This is a genomic window from Symmachiella macrocystis, assembly GCF_007860075.1.
GTDB lineage: Bacteria > Planctomycetota > Planctomycetia > Planctomycetales > Planctomycetaceae > Symmachiella > Symmachiella macrocystis.
On the sequence record NZ_SJPP01000001.1, the window covers coordinates 669,633 to 690,427 of the forward strand.

General features: G+C 53.5%; 13 protein-coding genes and 1 tRNA gene. 6 read left to right on the plus strand and 8 right to left on the minus strand.

Translation table 11 applies throughout. From position 1 onward, the window contains the following. Positions 1–256 precede the first annotated feature (256 nt). Positions 257–1,774: a cardiolipin synthase gene (gene cls / locus CA54_RS02615; RefSeq protein ID WP_146369308.1), complete on the minus strand. Its 1,518-nt coding sequence runs from the start codon at positions 1,772–1,774 to the stop codon at positions 257–259. A 325-nt stretch (positions 1,775–2,099) separates the two neighbouring features. Between cls and CA54_RS02620 the strand changes: the two genes are divergently transcribed. Further along, a complete protein-coding gene (locus CA54_RS02620) occupies positions 2,100–3,005 on the plus strand; it encodes a transporter (RefSeq protein WP_146369309.1) in 906 nt (301 codons plus the stop codon). Between the two features lie 149 nt (positions 3,006–3,154). Here the strand turns inward: CA54_RS02620 and CA54_RS02625 are convergent, their stop codons facing one another. Further along, a complete protein-coding gene (locus CA54_RS02625) occupies positions 3,155–5,212 on the minus strand; it encodes a patatin-like phospholipase family protein (RefSeq protein WP_197532155.1) in 2,058 nt (685 codons plus the stop codon). A gap of 433 nt (positions 5,213–5,645) precedes the next feature. Here CA54_RS02625 and CA54_RS02630 point away from each other — a divergent pair, with 433 nt between their 5' ends. Further along, positions 5,646–6,473: a hypothetical protein gene (locus tag CA54_RS02630; RefSeq protein ID WP_146369311.1), complete on the plus strand. Its 828-nt coding sequence runs from the start codon at positions 5,646–5,648 to the stop codon at positions 6,471–6,473. An 899-nt stretch (positions 6,474–7,372) separates the two neighbouring features. Continuing rightward, entirely contained in the window at positions 7,373–8,173 is an 801-nt protein-coding gene (locus CA54_RS02635) for a DUF1214 domain-containing protein (RefSeq protein WP_146369312.1), read from the plus strand. A 45-nt stretch (positions 8,174–8,218) separates the two neighbouring features. Here the strand turns inward: CA54_RS02635 and CA54_RS02640 are convergent, their stop codons facing one another. Beyond that, positions 8,219–9,373, minus strand: coding sequence for an alpha/beta hydrolase family protein (locus CA54_RS02640; RefSeq protein ID WP_146369313.1), 1,155 nt, complete (start codon positions 9,371–9,373; stop codon positions 8,219–8,221). 347 nt (positions 9,374–9,720) lie between these two features. Here CA54_RS02640 and CA54_RS02645 point away from each other — a divergent pair, with 347 nt between their 5' ends. After that, positions 9,721–10,095 (plus strand): hypothetical protein, encoded by a 375-nt coding sequence (locus CA54_RS02645; RefSeq protein WP_146369314.1) that lies wholly within the window; start codon positions 9,721–9,723, stop codon positions 10,093–10,095. 63 nt (positions 10,096–10,158) lie between these two features. Here CA54_RS02645 and CA54_RS02650 read toward each other — a convergent pair whose 3' ends face one another. Then, positions 10,159–13,413 (minus strand): efflux RND transporter permease subunit, encoded by a 3,255-nt coding sequence (locus CA54_RS02650; protein WP_146369315.1) that lies wholly within the window; start codon positions 13,411–13,413, stop codon positions 10,159–10,161. 83 nt (positions 13,414–13,496) lie between these two features. Continuing rightward, positions 13,497–14,993, minus strand: a complete 1,497-nt coding sequence (locus CA54_RS02655; protein WP_146369316.1) for an efflux RND transporter periplasmic adaptor subunit — start codon at positions 14,991–14,993, stop codon at positions 13,497–13,499. Positions 14,994–16,223: 1,230 nt separating this feature from the next. Here CA54_RS02655 and CA54_RS02660 point away from each other — a divergent pair. Next, positions 16,224–17,036 carry a TPM domain-containing protein gene (locus tag CA54_RS02660; protein WP_146369317.1) on the plus strand — a complete coding sequence of 271 codons (813 nt, stop codon included), beginning with the start codon at positions 16,224–16,226 and terminating at the stop codon, positions 17,034–17,036. 73 nt (positions 17,037–17,109) lie between these two features. Continuing rightward, on the plus strand, positions 17,110–17,787 hold the full coding sequence (locus CA54_RS02665) for a TPM domain-containing protein (protein WP_146369318.1): 678 nt from the start codon (positions 17,110–17,112) through the stop codon (positions 17,785–17,787). Between the two features lie 75 nt (positions 17,788–17,862). Here the strand turns inward: CA54_RS02665 and CA54_RS02670 are convergent, their stop codons facing one another. The 3 genes from CA54_RS02670 to CA54_RS02680 form a co-directional block, all read right to left on the minus strand. Further along, entirely contained in the window at positions 17,863–19,311 is a 1,449-nt protein-coding gene (locus tag CA54_RS02670; RefSeq protein WP_197532156.1) for a serine protease, read from the minus strand. 1,045 nt (positions 19,312–20,356) lie between these two features. Then, positions 20,357–20,557, minus strand: coding sequence for a hypothetical protein (locus CA54_RS02675; protein ID WP_146369320.1), 201 nt, complete (start codon positions 20,555–20,557; stop codon positions 20,357–20,359). Between the two features lie 131 nt (positions 20,558–20,688). Continuing rightward, a tRNA-Arg gene (locus tag CA54_RS02680) sits at positions 20,689–20,762 on the minus strand. Positions 20,763–20,795 lie beyond the last annotated feature (33 nt).

Here is a 20,795-nt window from a genome sequence, read left to right on the forward strand (position 1 = left end):
CGGAAGCCATCGAACAGAACAGCTTCGGCACCGGCACCGGGGCTCGATAGCCAAGAGAACTGTGAGGCCTGATCGTGTTGTATTCCCTTCGCCTGCTTGAACCACCTGCGGACTTGCTCGGCGGTGAACTCTGAGCCGTTATCACTCCGGATGCAATCGGTTGCTTTTGCTTATCTGGTCCAGCCATCCGAACGCTGAAACTGCAGAAAGTGATTCTCTTCCAATCTTCACCAGCCTGCCTTTGCAGGCAATTCAGTTATTGTACGGGAGCCAGTAATCGTGCGGTTTTCACCAAAAAGCGAAACGGCGCCGAACTCTGTGTGAACTCTTTGGCAGCAACCTGGCGGCTCTTCTTCAAGTCAGCCTCGAGCATCGCCTGAACTTTTGAAGCAACATCAGTATCGTGAAGTAGGATCGTAACTTCGAAGTTCAATCGCATTGAACGATTATCAAAATTGGCCGTCCCGATGGCGGAAAGTCCCTCATCAATAAGCAAGACCTTCTGGTGCATGAATCCCGGTTCGTAGCGATAGAATTTTACGCCAACTTTTCCCAATTCATCCAAGTACGAATAACTAGTCAAATCGACGAGCCAGTCATCGTTGTTCTCGGGAAAAAGCACTCGCACGTCGACTCCACGCAGCGCAGCGAGTTGGAGGGCGGAAACAAACTGTGTGTCGGGGACGAAATAAGGGCTGGCGATCCAAATCCGATCTCGGGCAGTGTTGATTAAGTCGAGCAGGAGCAGTGTACCTGTCTCGAATGGATCGGCAGGACCCGTCGGCAGGCAGAGAGCACGGACATCCCCCTTGGGGGCTCTTTCTGGGACCCATGTCAATTGCAACGTCTCCCCAGTGGCGTACCGCCAATCCTCTACAAATGTCACCTGTGCTTCGAGAACCACTGGGCCGCGGATAGCGACGTGTGTATCCCGCCAAGGCGTCAGTGTGGGGTGCTTCCCCACATATTCATCCCCCACGTTGTGACCACCGACAAAGGCCTCTTTTCCATCGACGAGCACAATCTTCCGATGATTGCGAAAGTTGACCCGGGTGAAATTACCCCAGCCTTTCGTCGTTTTAAATCCAGCCGTTTTGACTCCCGCATCATTGAGTGACTGTAAATACTTGTTTGGTAAGTCCTTGCTGCCGAGTCCGTCATAGAGCACATACACACGGACCCCCTCCTTTGCCTTCGCAATCAAGGCATCTTTGAGCTTGTTGCCCAATTCGTCTGAGCGCATGATGTAAAACTCAATCAGGATATAGTCCTCAGCGGATGCGATACGGTCAAATATTGCCGCAAATGTGGCCTCACCATTGATCAGCAAGTCGGCATCGTTGTAGCGGGTGGTGGGCATCTCGGCGATGCTTTCCAACAGCCGCTGCTGGCTTCGTTCCAGTTCAGTCATTGGGGTGAACAACATCCCCTTCTCGCTCAATTCACGAATTGCGTTCTGTGCCGTTTTGCTGTCTGCTGCAATTTTACTGTGCCGTAAATGGTCGTAGCCATCGAATTGCGAACGTCCAAAGACCCAATACGCGGGCACTGCCAAGTAGGGGCACGTGTTGAGTGAAATCGCCCACGCGGTCGCGCCCTGCGGCGTGCGCGTCGACATGATCGCCTGAATGGAACTCAAGGCCCCGAGGATGTGCATGACAACTACAAAGTAGATTCGCCATCTAACATACCACTGACGAATCGACTTTAGACGTTGGAAACGGGGTTTGCTGGGCAACACTTGCGGATTGGGTTTTTCCTGGTTTTCATTCATCGAATTGGAACTCCAATGCAAGTCTGGGATAGCTCGTCATTCGTGCATGGTGCCCACAATTCAAAGGAGATGCAACTGCGTTTCAGCTCATCTGCGATAACATAGAGGCTGGCCAATCCAACTGCTCTCGCCACTTGCCGCTCCGGTATCGGTAGGAAGTAACGGGAGTCAGCAAAGATCGTTGCGGGGTTTTCCCGTGCATAGCGAAGGAACGTGAATGGAGAAAAGGTCGAAGTTTGGCTGAGAAGTCGGTTAATGAATTTACCGACAATTCCCGAAGAGAACGGATACGCACCATTTTTCGATCTTGTGGACGGATCACCTTATGCCACAGATGCAAATCCTCTCACAGGATGTGCGACATAGGATTGTCTTGATTCCGTGTTTCATCTTGCTAATCGTTCTTCTGGGTAACACGTGCGCATTCGCACAAGACTTCGCCAACCCATTTCAAGACTCGTTTCGTGAGAATCTACAAGAATTTCAGTCAGAAGGTGACGGTGAGGGAGAAGAGCTTCTCGAAACGGACCGAGATTCGTTCACTCCCGCGACGACGCTAGTGGGACGTAACCGGTTCATGATCGAGTCCTCCTACTCTTTTATTGATAACCGAGCCACCGCTGATACGAATAGCTTCCCCGAACTGCTCACCCGCTACGGTCTGAGCGACTGGTTCGAAATTCGTCTCGGTTGGAATTTTGAAGCCGGCGGCGGTGGCGAAATCAGCGGCGTCGAGCTTGGCGCTGAGGAGGAGATCGGTTCATTTGAGAGGGAAACGAATGTGATCTACGGTTTCAAGGTGGCGGTGTCTGAGCAGGAGGAATGGTGGCCGGAGTCCGCAGTGATCATTCATGCCGACACCCCCACTTCCGGTCCCAATACTGCGACACAATTTGTAGCTGGCTACGTCTTCGGCTGGATCTTGCCGAATCAATGGACACTAGACTCTGCTTTACGGTATGTCGCCGCGAACGACGAGGGTGATCACTTTAATCAGTGGGCTCCCTCGGTGGTCCTCAAGGTGCCGGTTTGCGAGCGCTGGGACGTACATGCCGAGTACTTCGGAATCTTTTCGGACAACCGAGCCAATGAGGGAAACCCACAATACTTTAGCCCCGGCATTCACTACTTGATATCACCGGAGTTCGAAATTGGCGTCCGAACCGGCTGGGGCCTTAACCAAGACGCCGCTAATTTCTTCTCCAATGTTGGAGTTGGTGTACGATTCTGATCATTTCTGAATCAAGATGCGATCGGATCACGAAGCACCAATCGTCCAACGGGTGTCGCGAAGTCACTTAAGATTCAAGACATTCGGAACCTATTGATAGCGCGATGGACCGAGCCACTTGGGGCGTCGTGTCAAGCAATCCCGCATGGTCACTCGCTAGTCCACCGACATTCATAGACCATGTTGCGTTCGGCATTGACGACCGACCAACCGATCAACGAACCGTAAGGATGGTCGATCGCATATCTTGAGTTCATCACCTCTGGAGGTTTACTTCGGTCGAGTGGATACCGCACAAGACTATAAGTGCGGTAGGGCCGATCGGCTGGAAAGAGCATCCAAACGGAGATTAAATCTATTTTAGCTCGTGATACGAATGGCGCCCGCGCAGAGAAGTCGCGAGTTTGTAGTAATGCTTCGAGTTCGAGCGTGACCGGTTCCCCCAGCGGAATCCGCGACAGATCATATTCGAATTCAAACAATGTCCGCTCTGCGCCGTATTCTTCAGCCGGTTTTTGCACTCGGGTAATGATGGCCGGAATCTGCGATCCTGATTGGCGAAACTCGATGTCATCGGTTGGAAGCGGGCGGACCATCCTTAAATGGCGATCGCCGACGTAGGAATCGAGCAATTTCAGTGTGTACCGATCGCGGACATAGACATGTCCGCGGTTTGCTTTGGGTTCATGCGGGCGCCAATGCCGCAAGTCAACTATCCGACTGTATGTCAGCACTTCCAATCCTGTGTAATCCGTTGTCGTCGGTTCGACGGTTTCTCGAATTGTCTCGGCCTGCCAGTCCAACGCCGGGTTCTTATCGACCAAGTCGAGTATCTGCCGGATGTCAGGGTCACCGTCCGCGATGGCCTTGATGACCGTCGCCTGTATCTGCGAACGGCGATAGACTTTATACGCCTGCCACGGAAAATAGACCAGCAACATCAGGGCGAGTATTACATAGAGATAGCTGGTCCAATCGCCAGGACTGAAGAGCGTGCTCCAGACACGACGCGCACCTGATTTTCGTAAATCTCGAGACAACTGCGTGGCAGCAGAGGGTTCATCGGAATGGGCGGTTGTCGACACTTGCGTAATCACGTTCGCAGAGGGAATCGGAGCCCAAGGAGCCCCCTGTGAAAGTTCGGCATCGCCCATGTTGTTCTCGCGACAGACTTGACGAGCCACTTCGTAGCCATGCTGCACCAGGACATTAATCTCTTTGTCCGAAAAATGATCCAGATCAGTCCGAATCGACTGCACCTCTGCCTGGACGACGGTCGGCAGTGCTGTGGGATCTTCTGCAGGGGTGACGGACTTCGTGATCGGAAGAAAGAAAAATCCCGGTTGTTCGCCAAAATTCTGCTTTTCCAGTTGCCAGACGCGGTCCCATAGAATGTCGGTCGCGCGGACCGACTGTCCAACAAATCCGAGGGTCGCATCGCCTAGGATTTGAAACGGTTTTCCTGCGTCGCTTACTAAGATCTCGTCAAAAACTGCTTCCTGCTGCTTTAGCCACGAGAATGCGCGAATCCCAAGATTGTCGTAAACCCCCCCGTCTGTGAACCACTCTGTTGTAAATTCGCCTTCGCGAACGCCCAGATCTGTAGAGGTCATTTTTACAGGTGGGAATAAGCCGGGGAACGCCGACGAAGCGCCGACGGCACGCGGAACCGAGGTCATTTCTCCCGGCACGTACTCAAAGGTGGAGGTATCCGATGCACCGCGGCGCTGGATGAACAGTCCCTGCCGGTTAAATACGGACATGCCACCGCTGCTGATATTCGTCGCCAAGATGTGCAGCTTTGGGTGCTCGGGAAGTTCGTAGAGACAGCGGTCGCCGTATAGAAGCTTGCGGTAGCATCGCTCTAGGCTTGCGTTCGGGGTGAACCGATCGCGATCAAATAGCGTGATCCTGGCAAGCCAGCGCATCAGGTGCTGCAGTGGAAGACGGCGGACGACGTGATTTCTCACGTCAAACTGGACAAATTTGATGATCTCCGCAGCAGCTTCATCGAAACGTTCGTCGTCGCCGGTGTAACGATCCCAATTCAGAGTGAGATGCGCAGCCAGAATGCTGCCGCCCGAAACAGACGCAATATCGGTCACGTGTTCGAGTTGCCCCGTGTCCTTCAAGTACCGAATGACGCCCAAGTGGTAGAGAGTGGCGCGAAATCCGCCGCCCGAGAGGGCCAGTCCTAGTCGTGGCATGAAAGCGTCTTTGCAGTTGAAAGTTGCGAAACCTCCCATATTCCCAAACGAACGCACTATTCGGAAAAAGAGAATCCTTAAACAGATTCGGTCGTGAATTTAATTATAGTCTCATCCAAGAGGGCAAAGCTCGACTTTTTTCGTGACTTTGCCGATCAGCGACTTGAGGTGGCGAACATCCGTATAGGATCGGCACCGGCAAGCACTCTTACTTTCTTTTTTACTAGATCAAGTTTAGCCTGATTCATTATTGCCATCGGCGAAGCCATGTCGAGTTGTACTGGTTTTACGGATTGCAGTCGTCGTCGGCCAATGGACCGTAAGGAATCAGGCTGGTTTGAGGATGGAGCAGCGTCCAATGCAGTCGTCCGCTGGTGTCAATTAGTGAATCCTCGTGGTAGCGGCTATCAAACGCAGGTGAAACGTAACAAACATGACTACATGCAAACGTGCCCTCTCTCTGGTTGCGCTGATACTTGGCTTACTCGGCGTTACTTCTTGCTCGGTTGCCGTCATTAGCATCTGGATTCTGGAAACACGCGTCGAGCGCGCTACTGACAAGATCCTTGTGCGCATCGATGACTCTCTGACTGTCACTCAAGCCCGAATTGGAAAAACACAAAAGCGGATAAACGGCTTAAAGATATCGACCGAGGAAATCACAAAGTCCTTAGCAAGTTGGACAAAATCTGCAGCGCAAGAGCGGCTCGCGTCACAGCTCGGAGTGGCCGAGAAGGCCCAGCGGATCGAAGCGGGGCTGCACCAGGCCGACCAGTGGCTGGAACTAACAGAGTCGTCAGTTCAGCTCGTGCAGATATTTCTAGAGATGGTAATCGCATTCGGGGCTCCGCTCCCAAACGATTTGGCTGAGGATTCGCTCGAGGAGTTGGCGTCGCTACGCAAAGAGGTCGCCGAGGCGATCGAGCCGCTGCAGCGTATTAAGGAGCATGTGGGAGGAGAAGGACTTGGCGAGGAACAACTTCATCAAATCCGCGATCTGTCCCTGCGTGTGATTGCGACAATCACCTCGGTAGATTCTCGACTCGGCCGCCTGGAAGACCGCTTGACCAAATTAAAACAAAGGACCATTGAGCTACAAGTCCACGCGCTACGGTGGACCAGGGGCGCGGCGATCAGTGCCACTGTTTTAGCTGCATGGATGGCGGCCGGCCAAGGCGCGTTGTGGTATTTCGGTTGGACAGGGTTGCGGCGAGGACGGTTGGCAACAGTTCAGCGCAGCACCGATTCCCTCAACAATTGAGAGAGAGGCCCAGTCACATCAGTGGCTGAGCATGTAAACGCCATTGGATTCGAGCGATGCATTCGGGCCGTAGACAACAGGGCTCACTGGCAGTATGGATTACGTAGTTTGTCTCTCATCATCTCTTCATTTTTTTAAATGGGCAGAATCGCCAAGGGCAACAAGGGGGTATTTCAAACCCACGGCTTCGTTGCGTCGCTCTTGCTGGATAGGCCGCTCGAAATTTCTTGAGATCCTAAAAACAGTGGCTGCCATCGTGGTTATGGGTTCTAGAAGTCCCGCACGCCGGTCTGCGATTTGAATACGCGTCTGATTCCGATTCAATCAGAATTCGCGTCTGCTTTGTGCAGCGAACTTGATAGTTCCGCAAAATTGTTTGTTGCGGAGAACTAGGCTCTGTGGGAAATGTCAAATTCCCATGATTCTGAAGTAACGTTCGACAAAGGCCATTTTGATGATCAATCGCTTAATGTGGACAGGAAGGTGCTTAGCGTGCACTGGGTTCTGTTTTCGCTTTAGTTTGAGATGCAATGTAGGCAACTAGTAAGATAATTTGGGGTTTACTGCCATGCACCAGTGACCTGCCCCCATGGATGACACCAGTCACATGACTTAGTGTTCAATTGTATCACGGGTTGTTCTGTTCGCCTGCTGGAGCGTAGCGGAAGCCGGCGAACAGAACAGTTTCGTCTCCGGCACCGGGGCTTCCCGGAGCTTGGTAATAATCTGTTCTGACGTATGACGCTTCCTCGGCATGATTGCCTCCTTCTTCTGGAACCAGAAGCCCAAATCCTATATCAAGCTCTGGTTTCGGTTAAAGGGGGCAGGTCACTGCAGTGGAGCAGACAAAAAAACTCTTCCGAATCTACCCACTCTCTGAAAAGGACAATCCGCCGAAGATGACTTTCGTGGACATCTCCGGCAAGTTCGATAACACCATCCACCGCATGGATTACGGATACTGGGAAGAACTCAATGCGACGATCCAGGCAGAACCACTCGAAGGGCTTGACCCGGAAACGCGTGGACTTCTAGCTGCCATTGGCATCAAGAAGGGCCAAGAGTTCAAGCCCGATGCGCGTATGAAGCGAATCCTCACCGATGCGGCTAAGATTGGCTCCGTTACAGCACGTGCCCTAACGGCTCGCCCATCTGACCCACGCCACTACCTTTACCCGGGTGAGCGCGTCTGGACGAACCCATTCATCCAGGGCCGTTATGATTTCCTCTTGGATGGGGAACGCCTACTTGATTCACGCATTTATATGCATTTCTATGCCACTGGGATCACTCCAGCCATGGCAATTAAAAATGTGGGAAAGGGATCACAGTATGCAATTGCCTACCTCGACGAGAAAGGGAACGGTCTCGATGGTGGCAAGACATACAAAATCAATCTACCAAAGAACGTCCCGGCCAAGGACTTTTGGTCCTTCACGCTTTACGACAACCAGACTCGCGCCATGCTCCAGACCGATCAGCAGTTCCCGGGACTCGACAACAATAAAAAGGGGTTGAAGCAAAACGACGACGGTTCCTACGACATCTACTTTAGCCCCAAAGCACCCAAAGGCCAGGAGAACAACTGGATTCAAACCATCCCCGGCAAGGGTTGGAACACGATTCTCCGCCTCTACGGTCCACTCGAGCCGTTTTACGACAAGACGTGGAAACCGGGCGACCCGCAACTGGTCGACTAGGTATGTCAACTACCATAATTTTGTGCCCGACGTTGACACTCTCGACTACTCGCGCCGGTAGTCCACCTCTTGGGGGTAGTGGTTCTGGTCAAGAAATTTCCTAGCCGCTGCAGAGTCTTTGAGAAACGTGTCGAAGAATGCGACGGAATACTCGTTGGTAATTCGCTGGTCTTCCAGCGCGTCGGAAAACGTAAGGTCAGGTTTGCCATCCTTCCCCTTTTCGATGCCAATGCCATCGCCCCAGTTCGTATTGATTTGCGTCATCTCCGTAAAAGTATAATGGCCGGCATCCTTAAAGTTGAGCAGATATTTCGGCTCAGCCGCTTTTTCGAAATAGGCAATGCTGCGGTTGTTTCCTCCTTCTCCCACTGTGCGGTCGGTATTCCCTAAGATTAAGAGCAACGGAATTTTGCAGTCATTATTTTCCGGCATCTCGCGCAAGGCGTCTGTCAGCGTCATGGGAACAATGGCTTTGATGCGTGCATCCAATTCCGCAGCGCGGCAAACGGTAAAGCCGCCAAACGAATGGCCGAAGGCTCCGATTTGACCGTCGGTAATGCGACCTCGCAACCAGTGATCCCCCGAGGTGCTTAGCTCACTCAAATGGGTGATGAGAAATGAGACATCATGGGGACGATCGTCACGCCGCTCCGGTTTGCGCGTCTCCAAGCTATAGGGTACGATCTGGTCCGGCAAAATGGTTGTCGCTGCATTTCCCGTGTGGTCCGCCGCAGCCACAATATAACCGTGCGAGGCGAGATACTCTGCCTGATAGGTATTTTGATGGCGAAAGCCACCGTTGCCGTGCGAAAAAACGAGCAGTGGAAAAGAACCGGCGTCGATTTTTGCGTTGCGATGTGCGATGTTTTTGAATGTCTCTTCGACTTTGTCAAACTGGCCACCGAACCGTCCAATGACCAATTTGCCCGCAGCCACGCCAGCCGGTGTTCCCCAAAAATCGCTGAACTTGTTGAGCGGTTGTTTCTCTGATCCCTGGGCCGCCGGGTACCAAATCTCTGTCACCAAGGTGCGCGGCTTGCCCGTAATAGCGCATTCGCGCTGGTCATCCACAAAAACTTCTGTCCGCACCCCAACGGAGTAGGGTCCCGGCTTTCGAGGGTCAGCGGCATCGCACAGTGAATCTGCGGAGATCGCGAAGATTCCTAGAACAATGGCAAAAATGCGAAGCGACATGCGCATGGCGTTGGACCTCCGACCTTATTGCAACTCCCCCCTATTGGGTTTGGGTCGGGCAATACGATCGTCTTCAAAAGGGAATCAGCTGGAATATGTGAATAAGACAATATTCCAGCGTACCAGAACCAAATGAAGCGACGCAACGATCTGTGGTCTCCTGCCACCTGCTGTTGAGATTTGGCAACTCCTCGAAGTTGATTTCATTAAGCTTGTATTATTCGACCTGGGGAGCCTGTTTCTAATCTGGATCGAAAAAAAGTTGTTGTATGGCACACTGGCTGTGGATAAAGTCATATGGACGTTGGCACCGATGAAATCAGGATCGGTACATTGGAAAAGAAACGAAAGAGATGAAAGAATTCATCGAGAATATTGAAAAAGACGGTGCCGAGTCAGCGGTCCGGCGCGTAATTCCATCTCCCAAGAAGCAGCTTCCCACATCAATTGACATAGCCCGTGAAATTGCCGCCGAATCTGGCACGCATTCAATACTCGACATCGATCACGTCACCGATACACCGGGCTTTGGCATTGCCATTCCACTCAGCAATGAGGAATTGATGACGTTGTTTGGCACCATCGAGCCGTCACTCGAAATGGTCAAGCTCGCCGAGAACAACGAAATACTTATGTCATTTCGCGAGTGCTGGGAGGCGGTATGCTTTCCGATCTACTCTGAAGGAAAACCGCATCAATATGTATTCGCAGGACGCTCAGGAGATTAGGTCCTCATCCTTAGGGACGACCTATTTCAGTACTGGCTCTGCCAGTGGCACCCGAAAACGTCGCTACTCGACAGTGCCATGCTGCCGGGAAGGAGCCGTCGCATTAGCCTCAGGCGGCCCCGTTGTGCCAGCCTCAAAAAATTGCGATTCTTCGACCAGTTCGATGCTCGCCTCCGCTGAGGATTCTTCAATCAACCGTTGGCCGGACTTTACACCGAATGTCCAGAAGAGTGCGGGGCGGACGAAGAATTCTAAGATCGTACTGCTGAGTAAGCCGCCGATGATCACCGTGGCGACGGGATAGAGAATTTCTTTGCCCGGTTCACCGGCGGACATCGCCAACGGTACTAAACCGATACCCGATGTCAGTGCAGTCATTAGCACGGGTGCAAGCCGTTCTTTTCCGGCGCGAATGATCATCTCTTGGGACCAAGTTTCACCTTCGTAACGCACCAAGTGCAAATAGTGATTGAGTAGTAAAATGCCGTTCCGCGAGGCAATGCCGCCCAACGAGATGAAGCCGACCATTGCAGCCACGGTCAAGGTTTGTCCGGTGACGACCAACGCCGTGACCGAGCCGATAAAGGCCATCGGCAGTGCGGCCATAACTTGGATGGAGAAATTCGCCGAGCGGAACATTGTGTAGAGCACCAGGAACACGCCCAACAGCGAGATGCCAAACAGAATGCCAATGGTGCGACTGGCTGCTTGTTGGCTTTCAAATTGTCCGCCGTATTCGATGAAATACCCGGGCGGCAAGGACTCCACAATTTTTTTCTGGCGTTGTTTGATTTCCTCGACCACGTCGACCAATCCGCGACCGCTGACATTGCACTGCACAATAATCCGCCGCAGAACTTGTTCGCGGTTGATCGTGTTCGGCCCGCTGGAGCGATAGATTTTTGCTACGGAGGACAACGGAGTCGTGCCGCCGCTGGGCAGTTCGATCGTGAGGCGGCTTAGGGCTTGCAGGTTTTCGCGGTAATCTTCTTCCATGCGGACCAACAGGTCAAAAGTGCGTTGCCCAAGCAGAACTTGCGAAACGACTTCGCCATTCATCGCCGTTTCGATGTAGTCATTCACGTAGGTGGGAGTTAATCCATAGAGTTCCAGTTTGTCGCGATCCAATTCGATCCGCAATTGCGGGATCTCAACTTGCGGTTCGACCATCGCATCGGTGACGCCGTCAACCCCCTTCATCACCGCCGCCAATTCTTGTGCCTTCGTACGCAGGACACTCAAATCGTCGCCGTAAATCTTGATCCCGACTTGTGCCTTCACTCCGGAAATCATGTGGGAGATTAAGTGCGCCAGCGGTTGCTCGACGGTTGTGACAATCCCGGGGATATCGGCCATTGCTTCGCGAATTTCTTCGAGGACCTCCTCGCGACTCTGTTCTAGGTCCTCGTCGAAACCGATAATCATCTCAGTGATGTTGACCCCTTCGGCATGCTCGTCGAGTTCAGCACGACCGGTTCGTCGCGAGAAGGCAGCCACGCCGTCGATTTTGGTCAAACGTTGCATCACCGTTTCAGCAATGTCATTGGATTTTCGCAACGATGTCCCCGGTGGTAGGACCACGTTGAGTTGCACAACCCCTTCGTTAAAAGGCGGAAGAAAATCGCGTTCCAGTTGTGAAAGGAGCAGCGCGGCAATGGCCACACCCGCAGCGGCCAACAACAACATCAACTTGGAAAACCGCAGACTCATACTGATAGCGCCGCCGGCGGCCCACTTGAGGACGCGCAACAACGGCCCATCTTTCTCGTGGTCCATAAACTTGGCATTGGAGAGCAACCAATACGAAAGCACCGGTGTTAACGTTAATGAGACAGCCAGCGATGAGAGGATCGAAACAATATAAGCGACTCCCAGCGGCGCGAACAAACGGCCTTCCATTCCCGACAGCGCAAAGAGCGGAATGAAGACCAACACAACAATCATCGTACCGAACACGATTGAGTTGCGGATCTCGACGCTGGCTTGAAAGACGATAAGTAGCGGAGGCTTGGGTTCCTGGGCATGGCGGTTTTCACGGAGCCGTCGGAAGATATTCTCGACATCGACAATGGCATCGTCGACCAGTTCGCCGATGGCGACCGCTAAACCGCCGAGCGTCATCGTATTGATCGACAGCCCGAACGCGGCGAACACCAGAATCGTGATGGCGACCGATAGCGGAATCGCCGTCAATGTGATGAACGTTGTGCGAAAGTTCATCAAAAACAAAAACAGGATGATCACAACCAGAATCCCGCCATCACGGAGTGCTTCAACGACGTTGTCGATGGATCGATCTATAAACGATTTTTGCGAATACAATTCTGGTTGAATGCGAATATCCTTGGGGAGTGTATCTCCTAGTTCCGCCAAGGCCTGCATGATGGCATCAGTCACTTGGCGGGTGTCCGCATTGGGTTGTTTGTTGATGGTCAGGATAACCGCCGGCCCGCCGGAGAACGATCCGTCCTCCTCGCGGACAAAAGCGGAACTGTCGCCGCGTTTCACCTGAGCGCCTTCAACCACCCGCGCGACTTGGGACAGCAACACGGGGCGGCCCTCGCGCATGGTGACCACCAGTTGCTCCAAATCCTCGACCTTTTGCACACGCCCCAGCGCGCGCACGAGCAATTCGTTGGGGCCTTGTTCATCCAGATAACCGCCGGTCGCGTTCTCATTACTTTCCTCGACCGCTTTGCGAACCTCCTGCAGCGTGAGGCCGTATTTCAGTAACGCATTGGGGTCGATCAGCACTTGAAACTGTTTGCGTCCGCCTCCCATGGTGAATACCTGCGAGACGCCGGGAATCGTCAGCAGTCGTTGCCGCACAACCCAATCGGCCAGTGTGCGGACCTCCAGCGGCGATGTCTTGCCCCCTTCGCTCCACATGCCCACCATGATGATCTGCCCCATGATTGAGGAGATCGGCGCCAATTGCGGCTGAACGCCCGCCGGCATACGGTCGGCGACCAGTTGCAGTCGCTCCGTCACGATCTGCCGGTCGTTGTAGATGTTGGTTCCCCAATCGAATTCGACATAGATCACCGAGATCCCCACGCCGGAAGAACTCCGCACCGCTTGTACGCCATTGGCTCCATTGAGTGTGGTCTCCAAGGGAATCGTGATTAGCGCTTCGACTTCTTCAGGCGCCATCCCAGGCGCTTCGGTCATCACCACCACTCGGGGGCGGTTCAGATTCGGGAAGACGTCGATGTCGATATTCAGCGCCTGCCAGGTGCCGTAGCCGATTAAAAACATCGAAAACGCAACCACCAGTAGGCGCTGATGCAGGGCAAAGCGAATGACGGCATTTAACATGAAGAGTACTCAAACAGAAATGAAAACGATCCGGCCACGTTCGGCATAACTTGGCTCGCGCACTGGCGCAATCACATGCACGGTCAATGATTGTGCCCGGCATGCGGGTCGACACCGCCGCCGGCTTTATTTTTGAGCGCCATCTGCAGTTGATGCGCCCCGGCAAAGGCGACGACGTCACCGGGAAACAGCGAGCCGTCGTTGGCGATGACCACCGAGTATTGATCCTGATACTCGACATGCACCGGACGGCGGTCGAAATGGTCGCCATTTTGCTGGAAGACAAAATACTCCGCCCCATCTTGCGCAACGGCATCCACCGGCAAGACAATGCGGTCGGTCCATTCCTCCACAGGGACTTGCAATTGCATCCGTTGGCCCGGTTTGAATTTCCAGGAAAGAAAACGGCGGCCATCGTTGGATTTTGTATCTTGAACAACGCGGTTAGGCAGTCCGACATAGAAGTGAAACGCCCGCGAATCGGGTTCGACGCGATTGTCCAAATAGGAGATTTTCAAATTGTCGATCGTCTCTATTTTTTTTCCGTTGCCTTCGACGACTGCCGTCAGCTTTTTGTCTTTCGCGGCAGCTGCGGCCAATTCGATGGCGTCATGTTCAAAGGCACGGCCCTCGATAAACAGCTCGCGATAGTCGACCAGCACGCACAACGTGTCCCCCGCCTGCACAAATCCCCCTTTGCTCACATTCAATTCCTGAACAATCAATGGCGATTGACCTTGATCAACCGTGTTCGCCTCGTCCTTGAGCGAGATCAAAGACACCGGCTGCACTAGAGGTTGGGGTGTGCGGACTTCATTGGAATCGAAGTTCGCCTGCGGCGCATAGACGGCGATTTCACTCACCAAGTGCCGATCTTTTTCAATCTGATCAATCTGTGCTTCAGACAGTCCGTGCAATATCAATGCTTCACGGTTGGCATTCAACACGGCTTCTAATTTTTGTCGGGCATACTCGCGTTCCAGCACCACCTTGCCGGCGACCACGCCTTCGGTGATCTGTTTGAGCCGTTTGATCTCGCGGTTTTCGACATCCAACTCACCCAGTGCTTGCAAGAACGACGTTTGCGCTTGCACCAGATCTTCGTGTGTTAGTCGGATCTTGAACAACTGTTTGCCTTGCGGGATTGCTTCTCCTTCGACCACATAGACGCCGGTGATCACACCGGTCATAGGCGCTACGACCTTGACCTCTGTGCGGCCGGGACGTTCGGTCACGATTGCCGGTACACTGATCTTGCGGGTGAACGTGGTCAGTTGAACCTTGCGAATCTTGTCCGCTGTCAAACCGACATTGCGTTGGGCCTGTTTGGACAGTTCCAACGACGAGGACTCGTCATGTCCCGCGTGATCGTGCCCCGCATGATCGTCTTCGACAGACGCATCAGCATCATCATCCGTTTTGACTGCGGTTTGCTTCTTTCCCGCAGCCACGGTGTAGGCCGCCCACTGTTTCACAGCAGGAATCCACGTGGATTGGAAATACCACGCAACCCCCATGACGACCAGACCGCCCACGACGGCAGCGGATTGGACCGCGATTTTTGGTAGACGATATTTCATGACTGTCTCCATGAGGAACGATACGACAAGACGTGCCGGCGCAAGGCGATCCGCAAACAATCACCAAAGAGCGGATCAGAAGAATGGCTGCCGATAAAGACCGTGCAGCTTACGACGTCAAACTTAGGCCTTGAGACGCAGTCTCATAGCAACCAAGTCTGAGTCCATTGCGGAGCATGCGCACAATCCCACAGCACGCCCCGAAAAGCCTCGGTCGTTCCACGGAATGCGAGGGGCGCTAAACTGAGCGACGTCTCGGCAATTATGACCGGGAGATCCAAAGAGCAGCGCGACTGTGAGTCGGGGACAAACGTCGTTCGCGAGCCGACGACAAACACGCACCCCTCATTCTCGCATTGATGGTGATGCCCATCTTCTTCAGCAGGCGGGGCGGGTTCAGCAAGTTCTGAGGACAAATGGGCGACCGCTTCCTCGCCATGCTGGTGATGACAGCAATGAGCGTCGCTCCGTTTTGACGTGCAGGTTTTGTCGCCCTGAGATTTCGAGCAGTGAGAAACTGCGCCGGCTTCACAGGCATGCACGTGGTGCCAGCAGCACCCCAGTCCGGCATGCAAAACCGAAACGAGCAACGTCAATATTGTGGCGAAATGTTGCAACACAGAATTTTCCCAGTGAAACGACCTCATCAAGAGACGATCATCGCAATTCGTAAGAATCGGGTCAAGACGAGCCGGGCAGACACCGGCATGCCTCGGTTGAATTCTCAAAAATGCTTGCGACCATTAAAATCTTAGGGCGCGCAAATCCTGGAGACAAGCGAAACCGTCCGTCTATCAATTTCTAGCAAGCCTACAACCCATTGCTATGCCCACGCGGGGGCCGAGCACCCTAAACACCATTGGTCAAGAGTGTTACGTCACTCCGCAATATAAAAAAACAGGATAACGCACCCCTCCATCTGCCCGCGATTTGACAACGAATGTTGTCGAATTTGAAAATCCAGCACGAGCAAAGATGTGGCTCCGCTTGGCGGGTGTTGTGGAAGAATGCCGTCGCCAAGTGTGGGTCGATGCAGCGGAAACAAACTTGGACGTCACGCATTTCACTAATCGAGTGGACCTGACTACAATCTCCTGAGAATGCGTTGGGATCTACATTGATAGCTAGAACCTGTTTTAAAACCCGGTTGCGCTTGTTCCGGAAACTTATATTTTAGTGCCAGCGAGATGCGTCAGAGGGTTTTGAAACGACTTGTAGGAGCCTCAGTCCGTGCTACGTCCGCGAAATATTCCTTTCCGAATCGGCAGTCTCATGGCCGCTTGCCTGCTGCTGAACACTTCCGTGCTTTTGGCCTACCAGCAAAACGAGAATCTGATCCAACTGGATCCGCCCGGACAGCGGGAATTCATTCTGGACAAAGCGGGATTGATCGACGAGGCCGATGCCGCACAAATTCGCGAATTGGCGGACAAACTTCTGACCGACAAGGCGGCTCCGCTTGTCGTGGTCACAATCAATTCCATGGCCGACCATGGCGGTCGGGGGATGCGGATTGAAACCTTTGCCCGGTTGTTGTTTGATCAATGGCAAATCGGCCCCGCCAAGTTGGGAGAAAACCAATGGAACAAGGGCATCCTCTTGTTGGTCTCGAAAGACGATCGCAAGGCGCGTATTGAATTGGGAGCCGGGTGGGGCCGCGAGAAGGATGACCTGTGTCTTCAGATCATGGACGAGCAGATCATCCCCCGTTTCAAACAAGGAAACTTCAGTGCGGGAATCCTCGCCGGTGTGCAGTCGCTGGAAAAAATGGCCCGCGATCTCAAGTTGCCGACCGCTCCCAAACCCGCTTGGTTTTATCCGGTTCTCATTGGGGTGATCGGCCTGGGCATATTTACCGTCGTGTCGTTGATCCGACGCGGATCGAGCGGCTGGGCTTGGTTATTGTGGGGCCTTGTCTTCGCAGCAATCGGGGCCATTTTGTACAACGTGCTCTCGAATTCCGGCAGCGGAGGCGGTTACTCCGGAGGCTCGTTCGGAGGCGGAGGTTTTTCCGGCGGGGGTGGCGCCAGCGGCTCTTGGTAGATTTCTCAGCCGATTTTTGTTGATGCCCCAACAGTTTGACCGAATACAAAACCAGAGGCGACGGATTCCAGCCATGACCAAAACCAACGCACAGTTCACCGAACAAGATCACCAACAAATCACCCAGTCGGTCGTTGCCGCCGAGGCAAAAACTTCGGCCGAAATCATGCCTGTCGTTGCCAAGTCTTCGGGCCGCTACGATCGCCCCGAGGATATCGTCGGCCTGTGGTGCGGCGTCCTCGCCTTTTGCGCCGCTTGGTGGCTCATGCCCAGCCCCTCAACCGATGCCAACAGCTGGGGCGGCCCGTCCGCCGCATTTCAACTCTTCGTCTACATTGTTTCGCTAGTAGCGGGCTTCTTCGTCGGCGTGGTGCTGGCCATGCGCGTGCCCTGGCTGCGGGCGCTCTTCACCCCCAAAGCACAAATGGCCGAGGACGTACTTTTACGAGCCCGGTCCGTCTTCTACGACCGCCGAGTACACCACACAGCCGGCGGCACCGGCGTGTTGATCTATGTCTCCCTCTTCGAACACCGCGCCGCCATCATCGCTGACGAATCGGTCCTCAACAAACTAGGCCAATCCGCCCTAGACGAAATCTGCCAGCAACTCACCACCGACCTGGGCTCCGGCACAATCACCAACGCCCTCAGCAACGCCATCGCCACCACCGGCGAAAAACTCTCCACTGTCCTGCCCCGAGACGACAACGACGTTAACGAATTGTCCGACGCCCTGGTGGTTCTGGATTAGTTGCAGTGAGCACGCTACCTGCAGGAGCCATGAGGGAAAAGTGCACTATTCAGAGCTAGGGAGCGGGGGTGGGTCTCAGCGATGACCTTCGGCAGATAGCTCATCCGCAATACGTTTGAGGGTGGTGGTAACCTTGGCGAGCCGATTGGGGTCCGCAACTTGAACTGGTATGCTCGACGTAAGGGCTTCCCAGTTCTTATGGAATAGTTCAACGCGCGAGTGACGCAACTGCGATAAGTCGGCCCCGCTGGCACTGCGGCCATCCGATCCTCCAAGCAGCGCTCCTATGACGCGACCTTGAGCATCGAATACTCCACATCCAGACACCCCTCCCTTGCCTAAAGAAGAACCTTTGGTCCAGAACGTACAATTCCTTTCGTCTTGACTAGGAAGCGTCCAATTTGATTTCGCTATTGTCGTCGCGAAGACCCAGGGCTCTCCTTCTGGTTTACTCCTCGGGTAACCGATAACAACGCAATGTTCGCCCTCACCCAATTCGGCGGAACGGCCCATTTCTGCATAGGGCCAGGTTCCTTCGTCCGTGATCTTCAGCACGCCAATATCGGAGACAAGATTCGTGCCAAGAATAATTGCGTTCGCTGAACGGCCATCTTGAAGGGACACCGTCATTTTCGTTCCTGGCACGCGCCTGTGATGCCCGCAAGTGATGACATATCCGTCGCGTGACACGATGACACCGCTCACACGGTTTTTCTCAAGGCCAATGTCGCTGATTTGAACCGACGCCATCGTCGCCTTCGAAATTACATTTGAAGCTACTTTCTCGGATCGTGGAAGAAATCTTGTGGAGTCCGGCTCTTTTGAAAACAGCCGCACGCGATCAAGGTTACTACCCGCCGCCAGTTCATCCCAGTGTGCTTTAATCAACCCTGCTGCAGCATGTACCGAATCGAGACTCGTGGAGGATCTCCTCTGCAATCCCAAAAGTTCGCCATTCAGGTTGAATATGGGGTGAGCATTGAGCTTAGAACGATCCGACGTGGTAAGCCACTGTCCGGCGAGTACCTGCGTGACGATGCCTAACCCAATGCCTGGAGACGTTTCTGTTCCTGTGGAATTGCGGGGGTAACCCAACGCCACACAGACTTCACCGGCCTCGGCCCGCTTGCTTAGCTTGACGTGTGGCCATTCACCTGGATCGGTAATTTTTAGCATCCCGATCCCAAACTCGTCTGACCAACCCAACGCCTTTCCGCTCACACTTCGCCCATCGGCCAGTTCTAGATCAAGCAAGGCGTCATCGATAACATATTTGACGGGTCCACTAACCGCCACATGGCCGCTTGCTGATACAATCACTCCGCAGCCAAATTGCAGCTTTGGCTTATTGCCATAAGCGAATCTCACGATGGCTGGACTTACAGAGTCAATGACTGCTTTAGCGCGTTCTCGCGTTTTTCTGAAATCGCTCGCGGGAGTAGACTCTTGCGCATGAACCGGATTCAGCAGGAAGGCGAGGATGCCAACACAAATCAGCGTGACTCTTGACGCTTCAGTCCGCATAATTGAATACTCCAAGCGCAGAAGTGAATACTCCCCAAAACAAGTCCACCTGAAAGCCATTGTATCGCGTCCTATCGCCCAAGTCACACAAGTCTGACGTAGACATCACACGAATTGCGTGACTCTACAACAAAGTTGCTATTAGAGTGCTTGCGAAGAAAACTAGCTCCGGCCGAGTGGATGACCTTGCGATGAACCGAAGGCCGCTAACGTGACTTAACTGTAACAAAACGACCGAGAAAACGGACCTAGCTAACACGCCTCGGCTTCATCGTCCGAAGTGGCTTCGCTGTTTCACTCCGACGCAGTTGGAGCCGACGGTCTTCTGCGGGCGATTGATGCGTCCTCGGAACCTAGCGACACTTCCATCACCACGATTCTTACGCTGATGAGGCGAGTCGCAAAGTCACCTATCGAATGAGCTTTAGTTTACACGAGACTACCGTCAAGCTCAGGGTACATGTCGCCACTAACGGACAGAGCGTAGCCAGTTTGCATCGCCGTCTTAGAGACATCTTTAAGTCCGAGTATTTGAGGGTGCGTGTGATTGGCCTGTTCCAAACGTTCTAGCTCGTCGACTAAACATGGGATTTGCTTCGTTGACAGCAGTATTGTCGGGCTCTTGTACCGCAGCAAAGCAACCTGCCTCAAAACAGTGAAGCCCGACCCTTCGCTACGGCAATAGCGAAATATCAACTCGTAGAATCGTTGGTCAAGGTAGATTGCCCCATTCTTGACATGGTCAGACAACGATTTTGAGTAGCAGACAACAAACGCCATCAGACCACCAAGTCAGTCAAAAGTACTTGTTGCAACGAAAGCCAACAATGGTGTCGCCGCCGCATTTTCGTGCTGCGAGGTGACACGCCCGGTAATACAATCTACCCGAAAGTGCATCGGATTCATCGTCCGACGCATCCAAAATGCTCAGGTGGGCGCGTCCGGAGGGATTTGTGCAGCCCCAGAGCCTGGATTCATTGACTGTCAGCCTCAAAACTCGCCAAAGCAGACTCACGCAATCTATCGACCGATTTTGCGCCCCGCCTCAATCCGCGTAAACCTTCACCACCGACCGCTGCCCATCCACCGGAAACGTCTCCACATTCCCGTTCCCATCGATCGCCACAAAGCATCCATAGAATCGCTCGGCCGTATCCACAACCGCAGCGATAAACTCCTTGGAAACCAACCCGTTTTCCGCATCGTCCACCGTCAATCCAATGACCGTCACTAGGTGAAATCCCACGGTGAGGCTCGTCAGGTCTATCGGCGTCGAACCCTGCCCCCGCGTCAATCCGCAGCAGGCCGATGTTGGCGCAATGCCGCCGCATGCATCGGCAGCGGATTGCCTCGCCAGCGTGGCGAAGAAAGAAGAAGTACACCCCAGTGGATTCGAACCACTAACCTTCGGTTTCGTAGACCGATGCTCTATCCAATTGAGCTAGGGGTGCATTTTTGCCGGTTGACTCCGGCGGGTCGCATTA

Excerpts from the sequence above, each read along its gene's own strand:
- CA54_RS02640 (WP_146369313.1), bottom strand. The coding sequence starts at position 9,373 with ATGCGCATGTCGCTTCGCATTTTTGCCATTGTTCTAGGAATCTTCGCG.
- CA54_RS02650 (WP_146369315.1), bottom strand. The coding sequence starts at position 13,413 with ATGTTAAATGCCGTCATTCGCTTTGCCCTGCATCAGCGCCTACTGGTG.
- CA54_RS02670 (WP_197532156.1), bottom strand. The coding sequence starts at position 19,311 with ATGCGGACTGAAGCGTCAAGAGTCACGCTGATTTGTGTTGGCATCCTC.
- CA54_RS02635 (WP_146369312.1), top strand. The coding sequence starts at position 7,373 with ATGACTTTCGTGGACATCTCCGGCAAGTTCGATAACACCATCCACCGC.
- CA54_RS02620 (WP_146369309.1), top strand. The coding sequence starts at position 2,100 with ATGCCACAGATGCAAATCCTCTCACAGGATGTGCGACATAGGATTGTC.
- CA54_RS02645 (WP_146369314.1), top strand. The coding sequence starts at position 9,721 with ATGAAAGAATTCATCGAGAATATTGAAAAAGACGGTGCCGAGTCAGCG.
- CA54_RS02630 (WP_146369311.1), top strand. The coding sequence starts at position 5,646 with ATGACTACATGCAAACGTGCCCTCTCTCTGGTTGCGCTGATACTTGGC.
- CA54_RS02665 (WP_146369318.1), top strand. The coding sequence starts at position 17,110 with ATGACCAAAACCAACGCACAGTTCACCGAACAAGATCACCAACAAATC.
- cls (WP_146369308.1), bottom strand. The coding sequence starts at position 1,774 with ATGAATGAAAACCAGGAAAAACCCAATCCGCAAGTGTTGCCCAGCAAA.
- CA54_RS02655 (WP_146369316.1), bottom strand. The coding sequence starts at position 14,993 with ATGAAATATCGTCTACCAAAAATCGCGGTCCAATCCGCTGCCGTCGTG.
- CA54_RS02625 (WP_197532155.1), bottom strand. The coding sequence starts at position 5,212 with ATGCCACGACTAGGACTGGCCCTCTCGGGCGGCGGATTTCGCGCCACT.